This window comes from Aestuariimicrobium kwangyangense DSM 21549 (assembly GCF_000421525.1).
Lineage (GTDB): Bacteria > Actinomycetota > Actinomycetes > Propionibacteriales > Propionibacteriaceae > Aestuariimicrobium > Aestuariimicrobium kwangyangense.
Genome location: NZ_ATXE01000001.1, coordinates 1,338,674 through 1,358,560, shown reverse-complemented (window position 1 = coordinate 1,358,560; position 19,887 = coordinate 1,338,674). Strand labels below are relative to the sequence as shown.

Genomic DNA, 19,887 nt, shown 5'->3' with positions numbered 1-19,887 from the left:
ATCGGGCGAGGAGGGGTTGTCCACAGCCCAGATCGAGCCCCGGGCGTTGTCCACAGGCGGGTCGTCCCACCGGGACGTCTGGCCTCTCGATGGGCACAACTGGGGCGTGGGAATCCGTCATCGAATCGTGCTCGTCCTGCTCTCCGCCATCCTTCTGGGGGCCGCCGGCGGCTCCGCTGCGGTTGCCGCACCGGCGATCGACCTGGACCACCCTGTCGGGGGGCGGGTCACTCGAGGGTTCGCCCCACCCGGTGAGCGCTGGGGCGCGGGGCACCGGGGGGTCGACCTGTCAGCCGCAGCGGGCGAACCCGTGCGTGCCTCAGCCGATGGGGTGGTCTCCTTCCGAGGGACGATCGCCGGCCGAGGCGTCGTCGCCATCACCCATCAGCCCGCCACCAGGCTGCGCACCACCTACGAGCCGGTGGAGGCCGTGGTGAGCGCGGGTCAGCGCGTCCGCCGAGGCCAGGTGATCGGTCGCGTGCAAGCTGTGGTCGACCGCCACGACGGTCTGCACTGGGGACTCATCGAAGGTGAGACCTACCTCGACCCCCTGTCCCACAGTCGGGGCGCCCCCGCCCCGGTGCGGCCGAATCAGGTCCGTCTGTTGCCCGCGGGCGCGACACCTCGCCCGGTGGAGACGGACGGGGCGGCGTGGGCGGAGGAGGCGGTGGTGACACCCGTGCCGGTCGGCCTGCCGTGGCTGGCCAGGGGCAGCACCCGCCCGGCGGATGGTCCGGTGACCTCGGGCTTCGGCATGCGCCTGCACCCCGTGCTGCACGTGTGGAAGCTGCACGACGGGGTCGACATCGGCGCCCCCTGCGGGGCGCCGGCGCGCTCTGCGCTGGCCGGCACCGTGCTGGTGGCCGAACGTCACGTGGCCTACGGCAATCGGGTGATCGTCGACCATGGGGGCACCCGCACGGGCTACGCGCATCTGGCCGCGGTCAACGTCGCCGTCGGCCAGCGGGTCGAGGCGGGGCAGCAGGTCGGACTGGTCGGGACGACCGGCTGGTCGACGGGCTGCCACCTGCACGTCATGGCCTGGCGGGAGCAGACCTTGGTCGATCCCAGTTGGCTGGTGACCCCACAGTGACGCCCGGCACCGCAGCGGAGGTGGGTGCGCTCAGGCGCGCGGGTGCGCCTGCCGGAAGGCAGCCCTCAACCGTTCCGAGGTGACATGGGTGTAGAGCTGCGTGGTGGCCAAGGATGCGTGACCCAGCATCTCCTGCACGCTGCGCAGGTCCGCTCCTCCCTCGAGCAGGTGCGTGGCCATGGCGTGACGCAGACCGTGCGGGCCGAGGTTGGGCGAGTCAGGGATGGCCTCGAACGCGCGATGGACGACACGTCGGGCCACGCGAGGGTCGAGCCGGGCGCCGCGCCGACCGAGGAACAGGGCCGGGCCCGAGGCAGCGACGGCCCACTCGCCCCTCACCGCCAGCCATGCGCGCACCGCGCGCCCGGCCCGCTCACCCAGCGGCACCGTGCGCTCCTTGTTCCCCTTGCCGAGCACTCGCAGGGTTCCGCGATCGGAATCCAGGTCGTCCACGTCGAGCCCGCAGAGCTCACCGACCCGGATCCCCGAGCCGTAGAGCACCTCGAGCAGGGCGAGGTCGCGAGCCGTCCCTGGTCCCGGTTCCTCACCGGCGTGTGTGATGGCCGCCTCGAACAACTGGCTGAGCTCGGTGATGCTCACGTCCGGGGGAAGCCGTCGGGGCACCTTGGGTGACTTCAGTCCGGCGGCCACGTCGAGGGCCACGATGCCCTCGGCGTGCAGCCACCGGAAGTACACCCGGACGGCCGCTGACCGTCGCTGCAGGGTGGCTGCCGCGGCCCCGTCCGCGACCTGGTCGGCGAGCCAGGCACGCAGGTCCCGCAGTTGGACCGCCGACCAGTCGCTGAGCTCGCGTTCGTGCAGCCACAGCGCCAGCGCAGCCAGGTCTCCCCCATAGGCGCGGCGGGTGTGGTCGCTGCGCTGACGGTCCATCCGCAGCCAGGTGTCGAACTCGGCCAGACCGTCGGCGAGCGAAGCGGGCACAGTCACCGGTCCAGTGTGCCCAATCGGGCTAGGTTGGGCGCATGAGCACGCTGTTGGTGGGTTGTTTCACGGACGAGTCCGGGGTCGGCGGCCTGCAGTTGTTCGGGGTGGACGGGCACCAGCTCACCCCGATCGCGCAGGCCGCGGTGCCCTCCCCGACCTGGCTGGTCGAGGCCGGGGACCATGTGGTGGCCGCCTCTCACACCCAGGGTTCGCCCTTGGTGCGACTCGACGTCGACGCCGACGGCATCACCGTGGGATCACGTCGCGACACCTCGGGACTGGACGGTTGCCATGCCTCCCTGTCCCCCGACGGCTCCGCGGTCGCCATCGCCCACTACAGCTCGGGGTCGCTCGCCGTCGTCCCCCTGGTCGAGGGCGGTTGGGGGGACGCGACCGTCGTGCGCTTCGGCGGCCAGTCAGGTGTGGTCCCCGACCGGCAGGAGGCCCCGCATGCCCATCAGGCCGTCTGGCTGGACGAGGAACACCTGTTGGTGTGCGACCTCGGCGCCGACGCCGTCCGGGTGGTGAGCTGGCTCGACGGTCACCTCAGGCAGGTGGGCAAGATCACCACGACTCCCGGCTTCGGGCCGCGGCACCTGGTCGTCCGACGCGTGAACGGCCCGCATGGCGCACAGACCCAGGTGGCCGTCGGCGGCGAACTGGATGGCAACGTCGCCTCCTATCGGCATCACGACGGTACTGGCGGCTCCCCGGACTGGACGACGGGTTGGGAGCGCGTCTCACAGGTGCAGGGCACCTTGGTCGGGGAGGCCCAACCATCCGCCCTGCGCCTGCTCGACGAGCAGACCCTGGTGGTCGCGAACCGTCGCATCAACACCCTCGGCGTGCTCGAGTGGCACGAGTCGGGACAACTGGTGCTGGCCGACGAGTTCGACTGCGGGGGTGACCACCCACGCGACGTCGTCGTCCACGAAGGAGACATCTGGGTGGCCAATCAGGGCACGGGTGACGTGTGCTGCTTCACCCGGCGAGGGCTGGACTCCGAGACCTGCAGTTGGCGCCTCGCCTCGCGGACGTCCGTGGAGGCTCCGGGCGCGCTGCTGTTCCGCTGACTTGGCTAGGTTGGTCCCATGAGTGTCATCTCCATCACCAATGCCCATGTGGTGCCTGTCGTGGGGGAACCCTTCGACGGCACTGTGATCGTCGAGAACGGCAAGATCTCCGCCTCAGGTACTGACGTGCAGGTGCCCGAGGGCGCCGAGGTGGTGGACGCCGGGGGTCGGTGGTTGCTGCCCGGGTTGGTCGAGGCCCACGGCCACGTCGGCATCCACGAGGAGGGCATCGGCTGGTCCGGCAATGACACCAACGAGGGCACCGAGGTGAACGGAGCGCGGTTCCGCGCCCTCGATGCCATCCATCCCTCGGATGAGGGGTTCCGGGACGCCTTGTCGGGTGGGGTCACCTCGATGGTGGTCAAGCCGGGCTCGGCCAACCCGATCGGTGGCCAGACGGTTGCGATCAAGTGCTGGGGGCGAATGGTCGACGAGATGGTGTTCAAGCAGCCCGTCTCGGTGAAGTCGGCCCTGGGCGAGAACCCCAAGCGTTTCCACGGCCAGGAGCGCAAGGTGCTGCCCACCACCCGTCAGGGTGTCGCGGCCGTGCTGCGCGAGGCCTTCACCAAGGCCCAGGACTACTCGGCTCGCAAGAAGCATGCGGAGTCCGAGGGCAAGCCCTTCGACCGCGACCTCACCTTCGAGACCTTGGTGCAGGTGCTCGAGAACGGTCTGCCCTGGTGCCAGCACACGCACCGGGTCGACGACATCGCCACCGCCATCCGGCTGGCGGACGAGTTCGGCTACAAACTCGTCATCAACCACGGCACCGAAGCCCACCTGCTCGCCGACCTGATCGCCGAGCGGAACCTTCCCGTGGTCATCGGACCGCTGATGACGTCGCGCTCGAAGTGGGAGGTCAACCAGCGCTCCCTGGCCAACCCGGGCCATCTCGCCCGGGCCGGGGTGCAGATCGCGATCACCACCGACGCGCCCGTCATCCCCATCAACTTCCTCATCTACCAGGTGATCCTCGCCGTCAAGGAGGGCCTCGACCGGCGCACCGGCATCGAGTCGGTCACCATCAACCCGGCCCGCATCCTCGGGCTGGACGACAGGGTCGGCTCGATCGAGACCGGCAAGGATGCCGACCTGGCGCTGTGGAGCGGTGACCCGCTCGACATCTACAGCCGGGTCGAGACCGTGTGGGTCGACGGCCGGCAGGTCTACACCTGGGACGACGAGACCGCCGAGGGCGTCACCCTCGACCCCTATTCGACCTTGGGCAGCACCGTGAAGCCCCCGCAGCGAGGACGCCGATGAGCACCGAACCCGTCCCCAACTCAGCGACAGCGCGCACCCTGGAGGACCTCCTCACCGGAGGGTCCGTCCGGCGGATCACCCGGTGGGGGGAGCCCGTGCTGCACGCCAGGACTCGTCCGGTCACCGAGTTCGACGACGACCTGCACGCCCTGCTCCGTGACATGTTCGCCACCATGGAAGCCGCTGAAGGTGTCGGTCTGGCCGCCACCCAGGTGGGCGTCGACCTGGCCGTCTTCGTCTACGACTGCCCCGACGATGACGGCGTCCGCCACGTCGGTGTCGTGTGCAACCCCTCGGTCACCCTCCCCGAGGGACGCGACCGCAAGCTGGAGTCGACCGAGGAGGGATGCTTGTCCTGGCCGGGCGCCTACCAGCCGCTGGCTCGTCCGGATCGGGCGACCTGCACCGGCCAGGACGCCTTCGGTGAGGACGTCACGCTGGTCGGCACGGGACTGTTCGCGCGCTGTCTGCAGCACGAGTCGGACCACTGCTTCGGCACGGTCTTCGGTGACCGCCTGTCGGCTCGCTCGCGGCGACTTCTCGACCAGCAGAAGGACGACCTCGCCGACCGCTACCCCGACGACTGGCCCGTGAGCCCGAAACTCGCCCCGCACGAGGTGCACGACACCGTCTGAGGGATGGTGGCGCCGCCACCTGGGGGCATCTACCTGGTCGCGTAGAACGCGACGGCCGATGAGGCCGCGACGTTGAGGGAGTCGATCCCACCCATCATCGGGATCGTCACCCGCGCATCGATGAGGGCGTCGGTGGCCGGGGTCAAACCGTGCCCCTCGTTGCCGAAGATCATCACGAGCCGCGAGTGGTCCTGGGCCACCAGTTCGTCCAGACTGATCGAGCCCTCCCCCAGCGACATGCCCGCCACGAAGTAGCCCGCCTCCTTCAGTTGCGTGATGCCCGACGGCCACGGATCGGCGCGCACCCACGGCACCTGGAAGACCGCACCCATCGAGACCTTGATCGAGCGGCGGTACCACGGGTCGGCGCAGCGTGGGGTGACCACCAAGGCATCCACCCCCAGCGCCACCGCACTGCGGAAGGCCGCCCCCACGTTGGAGTGGTCGACGAGGTCTTCGAGCACGGCGATCCGGGAGCGAGGGCCGGCACCCCACTGCACCTGGTGCAGCAGGGCCGCCAGGTCGTCGTGTCCGGTGGGCCGCTCGATCGCGGCCAGGGCCCCACGGTGCACGTGGAATCCGGTCACCTGCTCGGCCAGGGCTTCGGTCACCACGTGCACGGGTACATCGATCGGGTCGAGCACATCGCGCAGACCCTCGATCCAGCGCGGCGCCAGCACCACCGAACGTGGATGGTGACCCGACTCGATCGCCCGCCGGATGATCTTGTGCCCCTCGGCGATGTAGAAGCCGTTCGCGGCCTCGACGCTCTTGCGCAGTTGGGTGTCGCGCAGACTCACGTAGTCAGCCAGACGGGGATCGTCGGGGTCGGTCAGTTCCTGATAGGTCGCCACCCGGACGAGGCTATCGACTCGGGCTGGGCCAGCCACCGCGGCGGGGCGTAGGCTCGGTCGACGATGAACCTGCTCAAGCGCCTCCGGCTCGACACCTTCCTGCTCGCCATCGTGACCTCGGCGGTGATCGCCACCCTGCTTCCCGCTCGGGGGGTGGCCGTGCCCCTGTTCGACCACGGCACCACAGCGCTGATCGCCCTGCTGTTCTTCCTCTACGGCGCCCGATTGCACCCCGAGCAGGCCATCGCCGGGCTCAAGCACTGGCGGCTCCACTCGGTGATCCTCGGATTCACCTTCGTGTTGTTCCCGCTGCTGGGTCTGGCGATCCATGCGATCGCGCCGACGTTCACCACCCCTGCCCTGGCCATGGGGCTGCTCTACCTGACGCTGGTGCCGTCGACGGTCCAGTCGTCCATCAACTTCACCTCGGTCGCGGGCGGCAACGTCGCGGGTGCCGTCGTCGCGGCCTCGGCATCCAACCTGATCGGCGTGGTGCTCACCCCCGCGTTGGTCCTGCTGCTGATGGGGGCGGGCGGCCTTCACATCGACCCCTCCTCGATCCTCGACATCGTGCTGCAGATCCTGGTGCCGTTCGTGGTGGGGCAACTCTCCCGTCGCTGGACGGCAGGGTTCGTCGACCGCAACAAGAAGGCACTGAAGTTCGTTGACCAAGGCGTCATCGTGCTGGTGGTCTACAACGCCTTCTCGGCTGGTCGGCGCGAGCACATCTGGTCGCAGGTCTCGGTGGTCGACCTGCTGGCGGTGCTGTTCGTCAGTCTGGTCGTGCTGGCGGGCATGCTGTCGCTCACCTGGTACAGCTCGGGCTGGATGAAGTTCAGCCGCCCCGACCGGATCGCCATCATGATGTGCGGCACGAAGAAGTCACTGGCCTCCGGGCTGCCCATGGCGACCGTGCTGTTCGCGGGCACGCAGACGCCGGCCAGCCTGATCGTGCTGCCCCTGATGGTCTTCCACCAGGCCCAGCTGATGGCCTGTGGAGCCATCGCCGGACGACTGGCCAGGGCACACGTCGCCGCTGGAACGGTCAGCCCTGACCCGGCTCGTCCTGACGCGGCTCGTCCTGACGGGGCGGGATCGGCTGACCCGGCTGCTGCTCGCTGATCTGTGCCCCGGGCTGGGCCCACGGATTCTGCGGGCTCGACTGGTAGGCCTGCCGCCCCTGGTAGTCGGAGGACTGCTCCTGGAACTGGGGCCCGTGGCTCGAGAAGGGATCGGGATCGACATGTCCCATGTCGTGCTGCACCAGGCTCTGGTCGGCAGGCTCGCTCGACTGGGTGAGCTGTTCGGGTGACTGCGACGACTGGACCGCCGCCGGCTGACGGCGCTGCACACCCCGACGGATCGCGTTCGGGTTCTCCAACTCCGCAGCCTCGCGGATGGCCTTCTGCACCGCTTCGTCGGAGCGCTGCTTCTCATCGGCCTTCTGCTGCTCGATCTCGGCGAAGACGTCGATCTTCTCCGGTGCGGTGAACGGTCCCGACGCCTTCACCGGAGCCGCGGCCGGCACCCCGCCCACGGCCGGGGTCTCCCCGGACGAACCGCCACCCATCACCTGACCGAGACCCTTGAGGGCGTCGTTGAGTTCCGACGGCACGATCCACATCTTGTTGGAGTCGCCTCGGGCCAGGGTCGGCAGCATCTGCAGGTACTGGTAGGCCAGTAGGCCCTGGTCGGGCTGGCCGGCGTGGATGGCGTTGAAGACGGTGGTGATGGCCTGTGCCTCACCCTCGGCCCGCAGCATCTGGGCCTGTCGATCGGCCTGGGCACGCAGCACCTGCGCCTCCCGCTCACCCTGGGCTCGCAGGATGGCCGACTCGCGGTCACCCCCGGCGGAGAGGATCTGCGACTGCCGCTGGCCCTCGGCGATCAGGATCTGGGCGCGCTTGTCGCGTTCGGCCCGGGCGCCCTTCTCCATGGCGTCCCGGATCGTTGCCGGCGGCTCGATGGCCCGAAGCTCCACCCGGTTGACCTTGATGCCCCACTTGCCGGTGGCCTCGTCCAGGACGGCACGCAGACGCTGGTTGATCTCCTCACGGCTGGTCAGGGCCGCCTCCAGGTCCATGCCGCCGATGATGTTGCGCAGCGTGGTCATGGTGAGCTGCTCGATGGCAACGTGGTAGCTCTGCGCCTCGTAGGCCGCGCGCACCGGGTCGACGATCTGGAAGTAGATGACCGAGTCGATCGAGACCATCAGGTTGTCCTCGGTGATCACCCCCTGCGGCGGGAAGGGTTGCACCTGCTCACGCATGTCGAGGGTGTACTTGGCTCGGTCGATGATCGGCACGATCAGGTGCGGCCCCGGCTCGAGGGCTGCCCGGAACTTGCCCATGCGTTCCACCAGGGCAACGCGCTGCTGCCCCACGATCTTCAACGACTGCGCCAGCACGATCAGCAGCACGCCGATCAGCACGATGGCGATCACGTATTCCATGGAGTTCCTCGTTCCTCGTCGAACCTGTTCACTGGCAATCGGGCTTCACCGGCACTCGGTCTTCACTGGCGATCGGTCGTCATGGGCGATCGGCCGGGTAGACCACGAGGGTGGTGCCGTCCACCTCGTACACCTCGACGCGTTCGCCCACCTCGATGGTGACCTTGGGGTCGTAACTGCGCGCGGTCCAGGTGTCGCCGTTCACCTTGACCTCGCCGTCGGAGTGCGAGATCGCCCGGGTGGTGAGAGCAGTCGAGCCCACCAGCTTGCTGATGGAGTTGCGGTACCCGGGCGCCCGACGCATCCGGGCCAGCAGGGTCGGACGAAGACCCAGCAGCATGGCCAGGGCCACCACCACCCCCACGATCACTTGGGCCAGCCAGGCATGCGGGAAGAACACGGCGACGCCCGCAGCTGCGAACGCCCCTCCCGAGAGCATGAGCAGGGTGAGGTCGAGCGTCAGCATCTCGGCGCCCGCGAGCACCAGGCCCACCATCAACCAGGCGGCCCAGGCATGTTCGCGGAACCACTCACCCATGGCTCACCCAACCCGCTGACCCTGGCGCACCGCGCGGGCCGTCCAGCGCCCATGGTCGACGGCCACCGTGAGGGGAAGGTCGAAGGTCTGGGTCATCGTCTCGGAGGTCAGCACCTCGTCGATCGGACCGGCCGCCACCACCCGTCCCTGCTTGAGCAGCAGCGCGTGACTGATCCCCTCGGGAATCTCCTCGACGTGATGGGTCACCAACACCGTCGCAGGAGCGTAGGGATCGGTGCAGATCTCCGACAGGGTGCCGACCAGCGACTCGCGGCCGGCGACGTCGAGACCCGCGGCAGGCTCGTCCAGAAGCAGCAATTCGGGATCGGTCATCAGGGCGCGCGCCAACAGCACGCGCTTGCGCTCGCCCTCCGACAAGGTGCCGAAGGTGCGGTCGACGAGGTGGTCGACCCGCATCTGCCTCATCAGGTCACCGGCGCGCTCGACATCGAGCGGGTCGTACTCCTCGACCCAGCGACCGAGCACCGCATAGGAGGCGCTCATCACGACATTGTCGACGGCCTCGCCGCGGGGCACGCGGTCGGCCAGCGCAGCGGAGGTCATGCCGATGCGGGGACGCACCTCGAAGACGTCGACGGTGCCCATCACCTCTCCCAGCAGCCCCACCAACCCCCGGGAGGGGAACATCTGCGCTGCGAGGATCTGCAACAGCGTGGTCTTGCCGGCCCCGTTGGGGCCGATGATGACCCAGCGCTCACCCTCGCGGACCGTCCAGTTGATGTCGTCGAGCAAGGTCGCCCTGCCACGCACGACACCGACACCGTCCAGTTCCACGACCACGCTCATACCCTCCAACCTACCCGAGCGCGGGTGCCCCATGACGACCACGCACTACCCTTGCGGCCATGGCGATGGAGGAGCCTTGTTGATCGAGGCGCTGCGACTGGCGGCGGGGCTCAACTCGGCGTCAGCGCAGGTGGCGAACGTGCCCGAGGTCGAGCACGCGCTGCTCCGCAACGGGCTGGTCATGCACGTCACCGACCCCGACGACGTGCTGGGTCTCGGCGAACCCGCCAGCACCGTGCGGGTGGCGCTCACCAGAGCCGTGCGTGAGGCCGGTGAGGGTGCCAGTTGGGCGGTGGCCCTCCCCCGCCACGGACGATCCGGCGGCCTGAGGGGCCCGCGGCCGCTGACCGAGGCCGCCCTCCTGGCAGCAACGGGGGACGACGACCTGACGGCGGCGGTGGTGGTGCCCCACGCAGGAGGCGCGGCCTGGCTCCCGCACCTGCTGGGCTTCCCCGAGACCGAAGCGGTGCAGTGGCGGCTGTGGCGGGCGGATCGTCCGCTCGTCGAACTGACGCCCTCGGAGGCCTCCCGCTCCCTCACCACGGCGTTGATGGCGGCCGCCGAGCGACTGCAGTCCCTCGGGGTGAGCGGGGGCACCAGACCCTCCTCGACCAGCACCGTGCGGCTCGGCCCGGCCTATCCCGACTCGTCGCAGGTGCTGCTTGATCGCGCCCTGGTGGTGCTCGACGCCTGTCGCGCCGCCCTGTCCAGCCCGGACGAGGTGCTGCACTCCCACGGGGTGCTCACCCGGGAGCGCGAACTCGGCTCCTTGGTCGACGTCTGCCACGACGTCGTGCAGGCCTGCGTGAGCTGGCCCACCCACGCCATGCGCTGAGGAGCCTCCCGATCAGCGATCCACAACCGTTGCAGGGCTGGAGAACTTGCCTGGCGCGAGCAACATCGGGGGCGCTCGCACGGTTTCGGATCGCCAGCAATGGCCGACGGTGGTCGGAAGCGCCACGGGATGAAGTTGCCACTGCGCCCATGCGCCACACCGCCGCACCATCGCCCACCCGTTAGGGTGGAACGCATGTCGGGACCGATCTTCGCCATCGGCGGCGCCGAGGCCAAACTCAGTCGCCGCACCGTGCTGCGAGCGTTCCTGAAGGCTGCCGGGGGTGCCAACGCGCGGATCGTCGTCATCCCCACCGCCTCCTCCCTCGGCCCCGAGGTGATGGACGTCTACGACGCGGCCTTCACCTCACTGGGGGCACAGGAAGTGCTCGAGGTCAGGCCACAGACCCGCCTCGAGTCGGATGACCCGGCCCTCGTGGAACGCATCGACCGCGCCACCGGCGTGTTCATGACCGGGGGCAACCAACTGAAGCTCACGGCCGTGATCACCGGTACCCCCGTCGGCCAAGCCATCCTGAGAGCCCACGAACGAGGCGCAGTCGTCGGTGGCACCTCGGCCGGGTGCTCGATCCTGGCGGAACACATGATCGCCTTCGGAGCGGCCGGACCCACCCCGAAGCAACGCATGGGCCAGATGGCCGGCGGACTGGGACTCGTGCCCGGAGTGATCCTCGACCAGCACTTCGCCCAGCGCAATCGTTACGGGCGCCTGCTGGCCCTCGTGGCCCAGTCACCCTCGCTGCTCGGCCTGGGGGTCGATGAGGACACGGCCGCGGTGTTCACCGACGACGGCCTGATGACCGTCGTCGGCCGCGGCGCGGTGACCATCGTCGACGGGTCCCATGCCATCTCGGACGCCCCCACAGCGCAGCAGACCCAACCGCTGTTGGTCTCGGGAGTCACCATGCACGTGCTCCCCGCCGGTCAACAGTTCCACATGGCCTCGCGCACCTACCGTCCCCACATCCCCAAGGTGCCCCTGAGCGAGAAGCGCGAGATCACCGCCGCAGCCGAGTCATTGCGCCAACTGGCCCGCGACATCGCGTCCGAGGGGGCTGACACCTTCGGTTACGAGAAGCGCAAGTCGCGCCGTCGTCCCAGCGCCGAGGCGAGCTGAGGGCGCCGACCACCAGCGCGCCCCCGCCGGGAACAGTCGTGGAAAGATGCAGCCCATGAGCGAGACCACCACCACCGTGCCGGCACCGGAGTTGCGGATCGAGTCGTCCCGAGTCTTCCGGGGACCCAACGTCTGGCACTACCGCAAGGTGGTTCAACTGGTCGTCGACCTCGGGGTGCTGGAGCAGTTCCCCACCGACACCCTTCCCGGTTTCGCAGACACCCTGTACGCGATGCTGCCGGGCCTGTGGAACCACCACTGTTCACGCGGCCGCAAGGGCGGATTCGTGGAGCGCCTGCACGAGGGCACCTGGCTGGGGCACGTGACCGAGCACGTGGCCATCGAACTGCAGACCCAGGTCGGGCATGACGCGCGCCGCGGCAAGACCCGGTCGGTGAAGGGGGAACCGGGCAAGTACAACGTGATCTACGCCTACCAGGACGAGTTCGTGGGCCTGGCCGCCGGCGAACTCGCAGTCCGACTCGTCAACCACCTGGTCAGCGCCGAACCCGGCTTCGATCTCGGCACCGAGATCGATTCCCTGGCCCGCACCGCCGAGCGGTACGCCCTGGGCCCCTCGACCCAGGCCATCGTCGACGAGGCCGTCAGCCGTGACATCCCCTGGCAGCGGCTGAACTCCGCCAGCCTCATCCAGTTGGGCCAGGGAGTGCACCAGCAGCGCATCCGCGCCACCATGACCTCGCGCACCTCGAACATCGCCGTCGACATCGCCTCCAACAAGAACCTCACCCTCGAACTGCTGGGCAACGCCGGTCTGCCCGTGCCCCGATCCGCGTCCGTGCGCACCCTGGCCGAGGCCCAGCGGGAGGCCCGCCGCATCGGCTACCCCGTGGTCATCAAACCCCTCGACGGCAACCACGGACGAGGGGTGAAGCTCAACCTCGCCGACGAACAGGCGATCGCCGACGTCTGGGAGGCATCACGGGCCGAGTCGAAGCGTGGGGTGATGATCGTCGAGAGCTTCATCACGGGCCGCGACTACCGCTGTCTGGTGATCGGCGGCCAGATCGCCGCCATCGCCGAGCGTGTTCCCGCCCACGTGGTCGGCGACGGACGACACACGATCACCGAACTGGTCGAGCAGACCAACGCCGATCCAAGGCGAGGTGTGGGCCATGAGAAGGTGCTCACCCGCATCCGGATCGACCAGGATGCCGTCGACCTGGTTGCTGGTCAGGGCATGGGCATGGATGACGTACCCGAGCCCGGCCGGGTGGTGCAACTGACCCTGACCGGCAACATGTCGACCGGTGGGATCTCCATCGACCGCACCTTCGAGGCACACCCCGAGAACATCGAGATCGCCGAGGAAGCCGCCCGCATCATCGGCCTGGACATCGCCGGCATCGACTTCATCTGCCCCGACATCACCCAGCCCGTGCGTGAGACCGGGGGTGGCATCTGCGAGGTCAACGCCGCGCCGGGGTTCCGGATGCACACGCACCCGACCATCGGTGACCCTCAGTACATCGCCAAGCCCGTGATCGACATGCTGTTCCCGGCGGGCACTCCGAGCCGGATCCCGATCGTCGCGGTCACCGGCACCAACGGCAAGACCACCACCAGCCGCATGATCGCCCACATCTTCAAGGGGATCGGTCGCAAGGTCGGCATGACCTCGACCGATGGTGTGGTCATCGACGAACGCCTGGTGATCAGGGCCGACGCCTCCGGACCACGCTCGGCCCGGATGGTGCTGCAGAACCCGCGGGTCGACTTCGCCGTGCTCGAGGTCGCGCGCGGGGGCATCCTGCGTGAGGGGCTGGGCTACGACTACAACGACGTCGCCGTTGTGCTCAACGTCACTCCCGACCACCTGGGCATCCGGGGGATCAACACCCTGGCGCAGTTGGCGGCGGTCAAGCAGGTGGTGGTCGAGGCCGTGCCCCGACACGGCTACGCCGTGCTCAACGCCGACGACCCGAACGTGGCCGGCATGCGGCGTGCCTGTTCGGGACGGGTCGTCTGGTTCAGCATGCGCCAGCCGGGCGAGGCCTCGCGAGACATGGTCGAGGACCACTGCCGTCGGGGCGGGCGGGCGGTCGTCCTCGACTCCTCCGAGATGGGAGACCGGATCATGCTGCGCGACGGGCGCCGCTCGATGCAGATCGCCTGGACCCACCTGATGCCCTCGACCTTCGGGGGGCGAGCCGTGATGAACGTGCAGAACGCCATGGCCGCGGCCGCCGCCGCGTACTCGTCGGGGGCCTCCCTGCACGACATCCGCCAAGGGCTGCGCACGTTCTCGACCAGCTACTACCTGGCCCCCGGTCGGCTCAACGAGGTGACCGTGGACGGTCGGACCGTCATCATCGACTACTGCCACAACGCACCGGGCATGGTGATGCTGGGCGACTTCGTCGACCGCACTGCCGCGGAGTCGGAACAGACGACCGGACGACCCATGCACCGCATCGGGGTGATCGCCACAGCAGGCGACCGACGCGACGACGACATCGCCGAACTGGGACGAGTGGCTGCCCGGCACTTCGACCACGTCGTCGTCCGCGAGGATGCCCGCACCCGGGGCCGGCAGGTGGGTGAGACCGCCCGTCTGACGGTCGAGGGGGTGGAAGAGGCCATGGCCAAGGGTGCCCGCTGTCAGCGGGTGGAGGTCGTGCTCGACGAACTCGAGGCCACCCGCCACGTGATGTCCCTCAGCTCCCCGGGCGACCTGGTCGTCATCTGCTCCGACTCCCATGCCCGGGTGATGGCGGAACTCGAGAACCAAGGACACCGGGCCACCCCCAGCGACCACGAGTCGCCCCACGGGTGAGCATCCTCGGTCAGTGGGGGCGGCTGCTCCTGCACACGTGGGCAGACTTGGTCGGCCTCGACCCGATCGGCTCCCCTTCGCTGACGGTACCGGGGGTGCTCGACAGCAACCCGGGCGCCCTGGCCTGGTCAGTGGTCGTCACCATCCCCCTGGTCGCGGCCCTCGCCGGAATGGTCGGCGACATCGGGCTCGTGGTGATCAACAACATCCGCGGCGTCGGTGTGGTCGTGGCCGGCCTGCTGTCGGGGGTACAGACCATCCTGACGCACGCCGTGCAGGGTCTGCTGCTGTGGGCGATGGTGCTGGTCTCGCCGGTGCGGACCCCGCCGTTGACGGTGGTGGTGCAGGTGGTGCTGGTCTCGCTGGCGCCGCTGTGGTTCAGCTGGGTGGCCATCGCACCGTTCATCGGTCCCCTGCTCGAGCGGGTGCTGCACGTGTGGCAGTTCCTGGTGATGTGGTCGCTCGTCTCAGATCTCACGGGACTCCCGTGGTGGTCACTGGCGCTGGTCACCGTCGCCTGGCTGGCCCGTCAGGTGCTGGTGGCGGTGGTCCGCGTCCCGCTGGCGGTCGTCCGGGAGGCGGTCTGGTGGCGGCTGACCGGCACGAGGCGCCTGCTCAGCGCCCAACAGGTCTTCGCCGAACTGTCCGCACCCGCAGCGGCGGAGGAACTCGCCCTTGCCCATGGCCCTCGGGCGAAGCCGGGGAAGGGTACCCAGCCGTGATCGGGCAGGTGCTGGCCGCGATCACGGCGCTCGCGGTGCTCGCCTGGTTGGTCTCGCCGTTGGAGTCGCTGGTCTGGTGGTCCAGACGGGGACGAACCGCGACCCAGCAGGCGCGTCTCGAGGTCGCGGCAGCCCTGTCCGAGCCCCGTCGGCCATCCACCGCGAGGGCGCGCACCCGCTGCTACGTGGTCTACCTGTCGGGCGTAGCCCGCTACGACGACGGGCTGGTGCCCCGGGCAGAACGTCCCATCCTCGAGCGTCTCGAGCAGACCTTCGGCGACCTGCGCGTGGTCTCATCCATCTACCCCTACTCCGTCGACAACCGGGGGCTGACCGACGACCGGCGCAGTTCGGTCGTCTGGCGGTTCCTCGTCCGACTGCAGGGCCGACGGGGTCTCGTGTCGCTGCTGTCGCTGGTGATCAACCTGCGCAACGTCTTCCAGGTGCTGGTCTCGGCCGACGAGCGGTACGGCCCCGTCTTCTCGGCCGGCGTGGCGACGACCATCTGGAGGCAACTGCGGGAGGCCGGGCATCGTCCCGGTGAGGGTTCGTCGGTGGTGCTGCTGGGCTGGAGCGGGGGCGCCCAGATCGCCGCAGGAGCCGCGTGGTACCTGGCCGCGGCCGGGGCGAGGGTGCACCTCATCTCGCTGGGAGGCGTGCTCAACGCCGACCCCGGTATCGACCGAGTCGCCAGTCTCACCCATCTGGTCGGCAGCCGTGACTGGCAGGCGCGCTGGTTGCCCCTGGTCGTCTTCCCCGGACGACGCGGCATCTCGCGACGGTCGTCCTGGCGACGCGCGGCCGAGGACGGACGACTCCGCCAGGTCGTGATCGGGCCGTTCAAGCACGTCCGGCGAGGGTCCTACCTCTCGGGGGCCCGCATCGTGGGTGACGGGCGCAGCTGCTCGCAGGTCACCAGCGACGCCATCGCGGAGGCGGTTCGGCTCCATGACCTCGCCACCGATCGGTGACCGGTCACGACGACCCGTCACCGAGGACGAGGGAGCGGATCTCGTCGACGCTGGCCGCATGGCCCCCGTCGGCCCCCATGCGCGCCTTCACCTCGTCACGCTGCTGGTGGGACATGAATCCGATCACGTCACCGGGGGCCGTGTGCCCCATGACCCACTCGAGGGTCTCGAGCTCGCTGTCGAATCGTGCCGACAGCGAGGTGCCCGTCGGCTCGAGCCCTTCGGCGACCCATTCGGCCAACTGGTTGGGGTCTGCACCGCGCAGATAGTGGGAGGTGCGGGTGTAGACCACCTGCTGGGCGGCCAGTCCTGCCATCTCACCGAGTTTGCGGAAGGCATCGGGTTGCCGGTCGCCGGCCATCGACAGGCTCACCACCAGAGCGGCACCGGGGCCACGCAGGCCGTGGCAGATGTCGAGCAGCGCCTGCAACCCGGCCTCGTTGTGCGCCACGTCGATCACGAAGATCCTGTCGCGGTACAGCCAGATGGCCATCCGTCCGGGGTTGTTCTGCTCGGGCAGGAAGGAGGTGAGTCCTTCCGCGATCTGGGGAGCAGTGAAACCCAGGGCCATCGCTGCGCTGGTCACCCCCAGTGCGTTCTCGACGTTGGCTCGCGACAGACCGCACAACGTCATGGGCACGTCGACGAGGTCGACCACCGGCATGACCCGGCCGTGGGTGACGACGACGACCGCACCGTCCAGCACGGTGGTGGCCCGGCCCCCCTCGTCCAGCGCGGTGCGCAGCGATGGGGAGTTCGGGTCGGGTGAGAAGATCCACGGACGAGCGGCGGTGAGATGACGCATGGCGAAGACCCGCGGGTCGTCGCCGTTGAGCACGGCCCAGCCCTTCGGCTTGGTGATGCGGGGCACCACCGACTTGACCTCGGCGAGCTGGTCGAGGGTGTCGATGCCCTCCAGTCCCAGATGGTCGGCTGTGACGTTCGTGACCACGCTGACGTCGAATCGCCGCACCCCGATCCCGCGCCGGAGGATGCCCCCTCGGGCGGTCTCCGTGACCGCCAGGTCGAGGGGTGAACACTTGAAGACCTCGCGGGCGCCACCAGGGCCGGAGTAGTCACCGTCGACCACCAGTCGACCGTCGTGGTGCACCCCTTCGGTGCTCGACCAGGCTACGTGTCGCCCGGCCGTCATCGCGACGTGGGCAATCATCCGGCTGGTGGTGGTCTTGCCATTGGTGCCGGTGATCCCGACCACCGGCACGCTCGGCTCGATCAGGCGTGGCTCGCCCCCTTCGTCGGCGGCGCGCAACCGCTCACCCGCGCGCACGAGGGCCGCGTCAATGGTCCGCCGACGGGAGCCTGCGGCATCCAGCACCTCAGAGATGCCCTCGGCCAGGGCGTCGACCTTGCCGGTGTGGCGCCACGGCACGGCGACGACCACCTCGTTGGGGTGGGTACCGCGCCTGGATCGCACGGCGAGCCGGACGACTCCCCCGCGCCGGGCCACCTGGCGGGTGAGCGCGCTGACCAGCCTCGACAGGGTGAACCAACGCAGTTCCGAGTTCGGGGCGCCGACCGCCGCGGTACGCATGCCGACGGCGCGGGCGAGGCTGAGGGCGCTCCCCTCGGGCAACTCGGCGAGTCCTGACACGTCGAACGTCAGCTTCACCGCTGGCCGTGGGAAGTAGAGGTTGGCTCCCTCCAGCAGCCGGTGCTCGAGCAGCGCCCCCGCCTGCCCCATGTCGCTCAGGCGCCCATCGCGTGGACGCCACCGTCGACGTGGATCATCTCGCCCGTGGTGGCGGGGAAGAAGTCGCTGAGCAGTGCCACGACCGCCCGGGCCGTCGGGGTGAGGTCGGTGGGGTCCCACCCCAGGGGTGCCCGTTCGGACCAGACGTCATCGAAGGTGGAGGCTCCGGGGATGGCCTTCTTGGCGATGGTCTGCAGGGGGCCGGCCGCGACCAGGTTCGAACGCACCCCCTCCTTGCCGAGGTAGCGGGCCAGGTAACGGCTGGTCGACTCCAGGGCGGACTTCGACACGCCCATCCAGTCATAGGCGGGCCACGAGACGGTCGCGTCGAAGGTGAGCCCGACCACCGAGGCCTTCTCGCCGAACAGCGGCTTGCAGGCCATCGCCAGGGCTGCGTAGGAGTAGGCGGACACGCGCATCGAGGTGGCGACGTCGTCCCACTCGGTGCTCAGGAAGGCGCCTCCGAGGGCACGCTCAGGGTTGGCGAACGCAATCGAGTGCACGACCCCGTCGAGCCGCTCGATGCCCTCGGCGCGCAGGGCGTCCACCAGACCCGCCAGCTGCTCCTCATTGGTCACGTCGAGGTCGAGGACGGGCGGAACGGGGTCGAGCTTCTGCACGACCCTGCGGGTGAGCGAGAGCGCTCGTCCGAAGTTGGAGACCACGACGGTGGCACCTTCGAGCTGGGCCTGGCGCGCCACCTCGAAACCGATCGAGGTGTTGAGGGTGACTCCCGCCACCAGGATGGACTTGCCTTCGAGGATTCCCATTGCGGTTCCTATTCAGTCGGGGAGAGGGATGAGTGGTCGTGGATGGGTTCTCGCCGGGCTCAGTGGCCCATGCCCAGGCCACCGTCAACGGGGATGACGGCACCGGTGATGTAACCGGCGGCGTCACTGGTCAGGAACCGGACGGCCGAGGTGACGTCGTCGACCGAGCCCAGCCGGGCCGCGGGGATGCGCTCCTTGTAGCCGGCGATCACCTCGTCGGACAGGACGGCGGTCATGTCCGTCTCGATGAACCCGGGAGCGACCACGTTGCAGGTGATGCCCCGGCTCCCCACCTCGCGGCTCAGGCTGCGCGCGAGCCCCACCAGTGCCGACTTCGAGGCCGCGTAGTTCACCTGCCCGGCTGAACCCAGCAGCCCCACCACCGAACTGATCAGCACGATCCTGCCGTGTCGGGCCTTCATCATGGGTCGCACGGCCCGCTTCACGACGCGCCAGGTACCGGTGAGGTTGGTGTCGATGACCGACGCGAAGTCCTGCTCGCTCATGCGCATCAGCAGGGCGTCCTTCGTGATGCCGGCGTTGGCGACCAGGATCTCCACGGGACCGTGTGCCTGCTCGGCGGCGAGGAAGGCGGCCTCGACCTGCTCGGGATCGGTGACATCGCAGACCAGGCCCAGCACCCCCTCGGGCACGTCACCCGAGCGATGGGTACCGGCGACCTTGTGACCGGCGGCCACCAGATCAGCCGCGATGGCTCGCCCGATCCCCTTGCTGACGCCGGTGACCAGGACACTGCGGGACGCTGTTGCATTCACGACCTGCAACCTATCGGGCCGGACCCGCCGTGTCAGTCCGCGTTCGTCCTGTCCCGGGTCTGGTTGCCCGAGCAACCCGCGATCGGTCGGGCCGGGCGCCACCGACCCCGACGTAGGCTGGCGCGGTGACAGACCCCCGTGAGCCCGGCGCCGGCCGCCCAGGCCTGACCTGGGCGCCCGTCACCGACGCGCAACCGGGACGCAGCGTCGACCGTCACAAACGCCAGCGCAACTACCTGATCTCGATGAGCATCCGGGTGCTGTGCTTCCTGGGACTGGTGGTCACGCCGGGCCCGTGGCGATGGGCCTTCGCGGTCGGGGCCGCGATCATCCCGGCCTTCGCGGTCATGCTCGCCAATGTGTCGTCCAAGCCCTACACGGTCCCCACCGCCCCCGGGGACGAGGACGCCGACCTCACCGGGCACCAACTGGGTACCGGCGAGGTGATCCGGGGCGAAGTCGTCGATGACTGAAACTCTCCGAGGACTGGCAACGGGGCGGGGACTGA

Annotated in this window: 18 protein-coding genes and 1 pseudogene; 11 read left to right on the top strand and 8 right to left on the bottom strand. The window is 69.3% G+C overall.

The genetic code is table 11. The annotated features are described in order from the left end of the window. Nucleotides 1-106 precede the first annotated feature (106 nt). The gene (locus tag H507_RS17815) at nucleotides 107-1,093 is read left to right on the top strand and encodes a M23 family metallopeptidase (protein WP_211217292.1); all 987 of its coding nucleotides are present in this window, start codon (nucleotides 107-109) and stop codon (nucleotides 1,091-1,093) included. Nucleotides 1,094-1,123: 30 nt separating this feature from the next. On the opposite strand, the gene H507_RS0106030 is transcribed toward H507_RS17815, so the two are convergent. Next, the gene (locus H507_RS0106030; RefSeq protein WP_022909828.1) at nucleotides 1,124-2,041 is read right to left on the bottom strand and encodes a tyrosine recombinase XerC; all 918 of its coding nucleotides are present in this window, start codon (nucleotides 2,039-2,041) and stop codon (nucleotides 1,124-1,126) included. Between the two features lie 35 nt (nucleotides 2,042-2,076). On the opposite strand from H507_RS0106030, the gene H507_RS17245 reads away from it, so the two are divergent. Genes H507_RS17245 through def form a run of 3 tightly spaced genes read left to right on the top strand, consistent with a single transcriptional unit; the run spans nucleotide 2,077 to nucleotide 5,009 of the window. Beyond that, nucleotides 2,077-3,111 (top strand): lactonase family protein, encoded by a 1,035-nt coding sequence (locus H507_RS17245; protein ID WP_022909827.1) that lies wholly within the window; start codon nucleotides 2,077-2,079, stop codon nucleotides 3,109-3,111. A gap of 18 nt (nucleotides 3,112-3,129) precedes the next feature. Further along, nucleotides 3,130-4,374: an amidohydrolase gene (locus H507_RS0106020; protein ID WP_022909826.1), complete on the top strand. Its 1,245-nt coding sequence runs from the start codon at nucleotides 3,130-3,132 to the stop codon at nucleotides 4,372-4,374. After that, nucleotides 4,371-5,009, top strand: a complete 639-nt coding sequence (def, locus tag H507_RS0106015; protein WP_022909825.1) for a peptide deformylase — start codon at nucleotides 4,371-4,373, stop codon at nucleotides 5,007-5,009. The genes H507_RS0106020 and def overlap by 4 nt, the downstream gene beginning before the upstream one ends. A gap of 29 nt (nucleotides 5,010-5,038) precedes the next feature. Here def and H507_RS0106010 read toward each other — a convergent pair whose 3' ends face one another. Then, entirely contained in the window at nucleotides 5,039-5,863 is an 825-nt protein-coding gene (locus H507_RS0106010; protein WP_022909824.1) for a TrmH family RNA methyltransferase, read from the bottom strand. A gap of 63 nt (nucleotides 5,864-5,926) precedes the next feature. Here H507_RS0106010 and H507_RS15125 point away from each other — a divergent pair, with 63 nt between their 5' ends. After that, nucleotides 5,927-6,985, top strand: a complete 1,059-nt coding sequence (locus H507_RS15125; protein WP_022909823.1) for a bile acid:sodium symporter family protein — start codon at nucleotides 5,927-5,929, stop codon at nucleotides 6,983-6,985. Nucleotides 6,986-7,232: 247 nt separating this feature from the next. On the opposite strand, the pseudogene H507_RS15120 reads toward H507_RS15125, so the two are convergent. From H507_RS15120 to H507_RS0105990, 3 genes and pseudogenes are all read right to left on the bottom strand, one after another. Next, nucleotides 7,233-8,315: pseudogene (locus H507_RS15120) on the bottom strand (SPFH domain-containing protein); the annotation flags it as partial. Between the two features lie 79 nt (nucleotides 8,316-8,394). Beyond that, nucleotides 8,395-8,853 carry an NfeD family protein gene (locus H507_RS0105995; RefSeq protein WP_022909821.1) on the bottom strand — a complete coding sequence of 153 codons (459 nt, stop codon included), beginning with the start codon at nucleotides 8,851-8,853 and terminating at the stop codon, nucleotides 8,395-8,397. A gap of 3 nt (nucleotides 8,854-8,856) precedes the next feature. Continuing rightward, nucleotides 8,857-9,660, bottom strand: coding sequence for an ABC transporter ATP-binding protein (locus H507_RS0105990; RefSeq protein ID WP_022909820.1), 804 nt, complete (start codon nucleotides 9,658-9,660; stop codon nucleotides 8,857-8,859). A 76-nt stretch (nucleotides 9,661-9,736) separates the two neighbouring features. Here H507_RS0105990 and H507_RS17240 point away from each other — a divergent pair, with 76 nt between their 5' ends. From H507_RS17240 to H507_RS0105965, 5 genes are all read left to right on the top strand, one after another. Next, nucleotides 9,737-10,495: a hypothetical protein gene (locus tag H507_RS17240; RefSeq protein WP_022909819.1), complete on the top strand. Its 759-nt coding sequence runs from the start codon at nucleotides 9,737-9,739 to the stop codon at nucleotides 10,493-10,495. Nucleotides 10,496-10,690: 195 nt separating this feature from the next. Next, entirely contained in the window at nucleotides 10,691-11,632 is a 942-nt protein-coding gene (locus H507_RS15110; protein WP_022909818.1) for a cyanophycinase, read from the top strand. Nucleotides 11,633-11,687: 55 nt separating this feature from the next. Continuing rightward, nucleotides 11,688-14,429, top strand: a complete 2,742-nt coding sequence (gene cphA / locus H507_RS15105; RefSeq protein WP_051139650.1) for a cyanophycin synthetase — start codon at nucleotides 11,688-11,690, stop codon at nucleotides 14,427-14,429. Next, nucleotides 14,426-15,151 (top strand): hypothetical protein, encoded by a 726-nt coding sequence (locus tag H507_RS0105970; protein WP_022909816.1) that lies wholly within the window; start codon nucleotides 14,426-14,428, stop codon nucleotides 15,149-15,151. The genes cphA and H507_RS0105970 overlap by 4 nt, the downstream gene beginning before the upstream one ends. Then, entirely contained in the window at nucleotides 15,148-16,122 is a 975-nt protein-coding gene (locus H507_RS0105965; protein ID WP_022909815.1) for a hypothetical protein, read from the top strand. The genes H507_RS0105970 and H507_RS0105965 overlap by 4 nt, the downstream gene beginning before the upstream one ends. Nucleotides 16,123-16,126: 4 nt before the next feature. Here H507_RS0105965 and H507_RS15100 read toward each other — a convergent pair whose 3' ends face one another. Genes H507_RS15100 through fabG form a run of 3 tightly spaced genes read right to left on the bottom strand, consistent with a single transcriptional unit; the run spans nucleotide 16,127 to nucleotide 19,379 of the window. After that, nucleotides 16,127-17,824: a Mur ligase family protein gene (locus tag H507_RS15100; protein WP_022909814.1), complete on the bottom strand. Its 1,698-nt coding sequence runs from the start codon at nucleotides 17,822-17,824 to the stop codon at nucleotides 16,127-16,129. 5 nt (nucleotides 17,825-17,829) lie between these two features. Then, a complete protein-coding gene (gene fabI / locus H507_RS0105955; RefSeq protein WP_022909813.1) occupies nucleotides 17,830-18,603 on the bottom strand; it encodes an enoyl-ACP reductase FabI in 774 nt (257 codons plus the stop codon). Nucleotides 18,604-18,662: 59 nt separating this feature from the next. Beyond that, complete coding sequence (gene fabG / locus H507_RS0105950; protein ID WP_026377851.1) at nucleotides 18,663-19,379, bottom strand: 3-oxoacyl-ACP reductase FabG; 717 nt, start codon at nucleotides 19,377-19,379, stop codon at nucleotides 18,663-18,665. A 125-nt stretch (nucleotides 19,380-19,504) separates the two neighbouring features. Between fabG and H507_RS0105945 the strand changes: the two genes are divergently transcribed. Continuing rightward, nucleotides 19,505-19,852: a DUF3099 domain-containing protein gene (locus H507_RS0105945; RefSeq protein ID WP_022909811.1), complete on the top strand. Its 348-nt coding sequence runs from the start codon at nucleotides 19,505-19,507 to the stop codon at nucleotides 19,850-19,852. The last annotated feature ends 35 nt before the right edge of the window (nucleotides 19,853-19,887 follow it).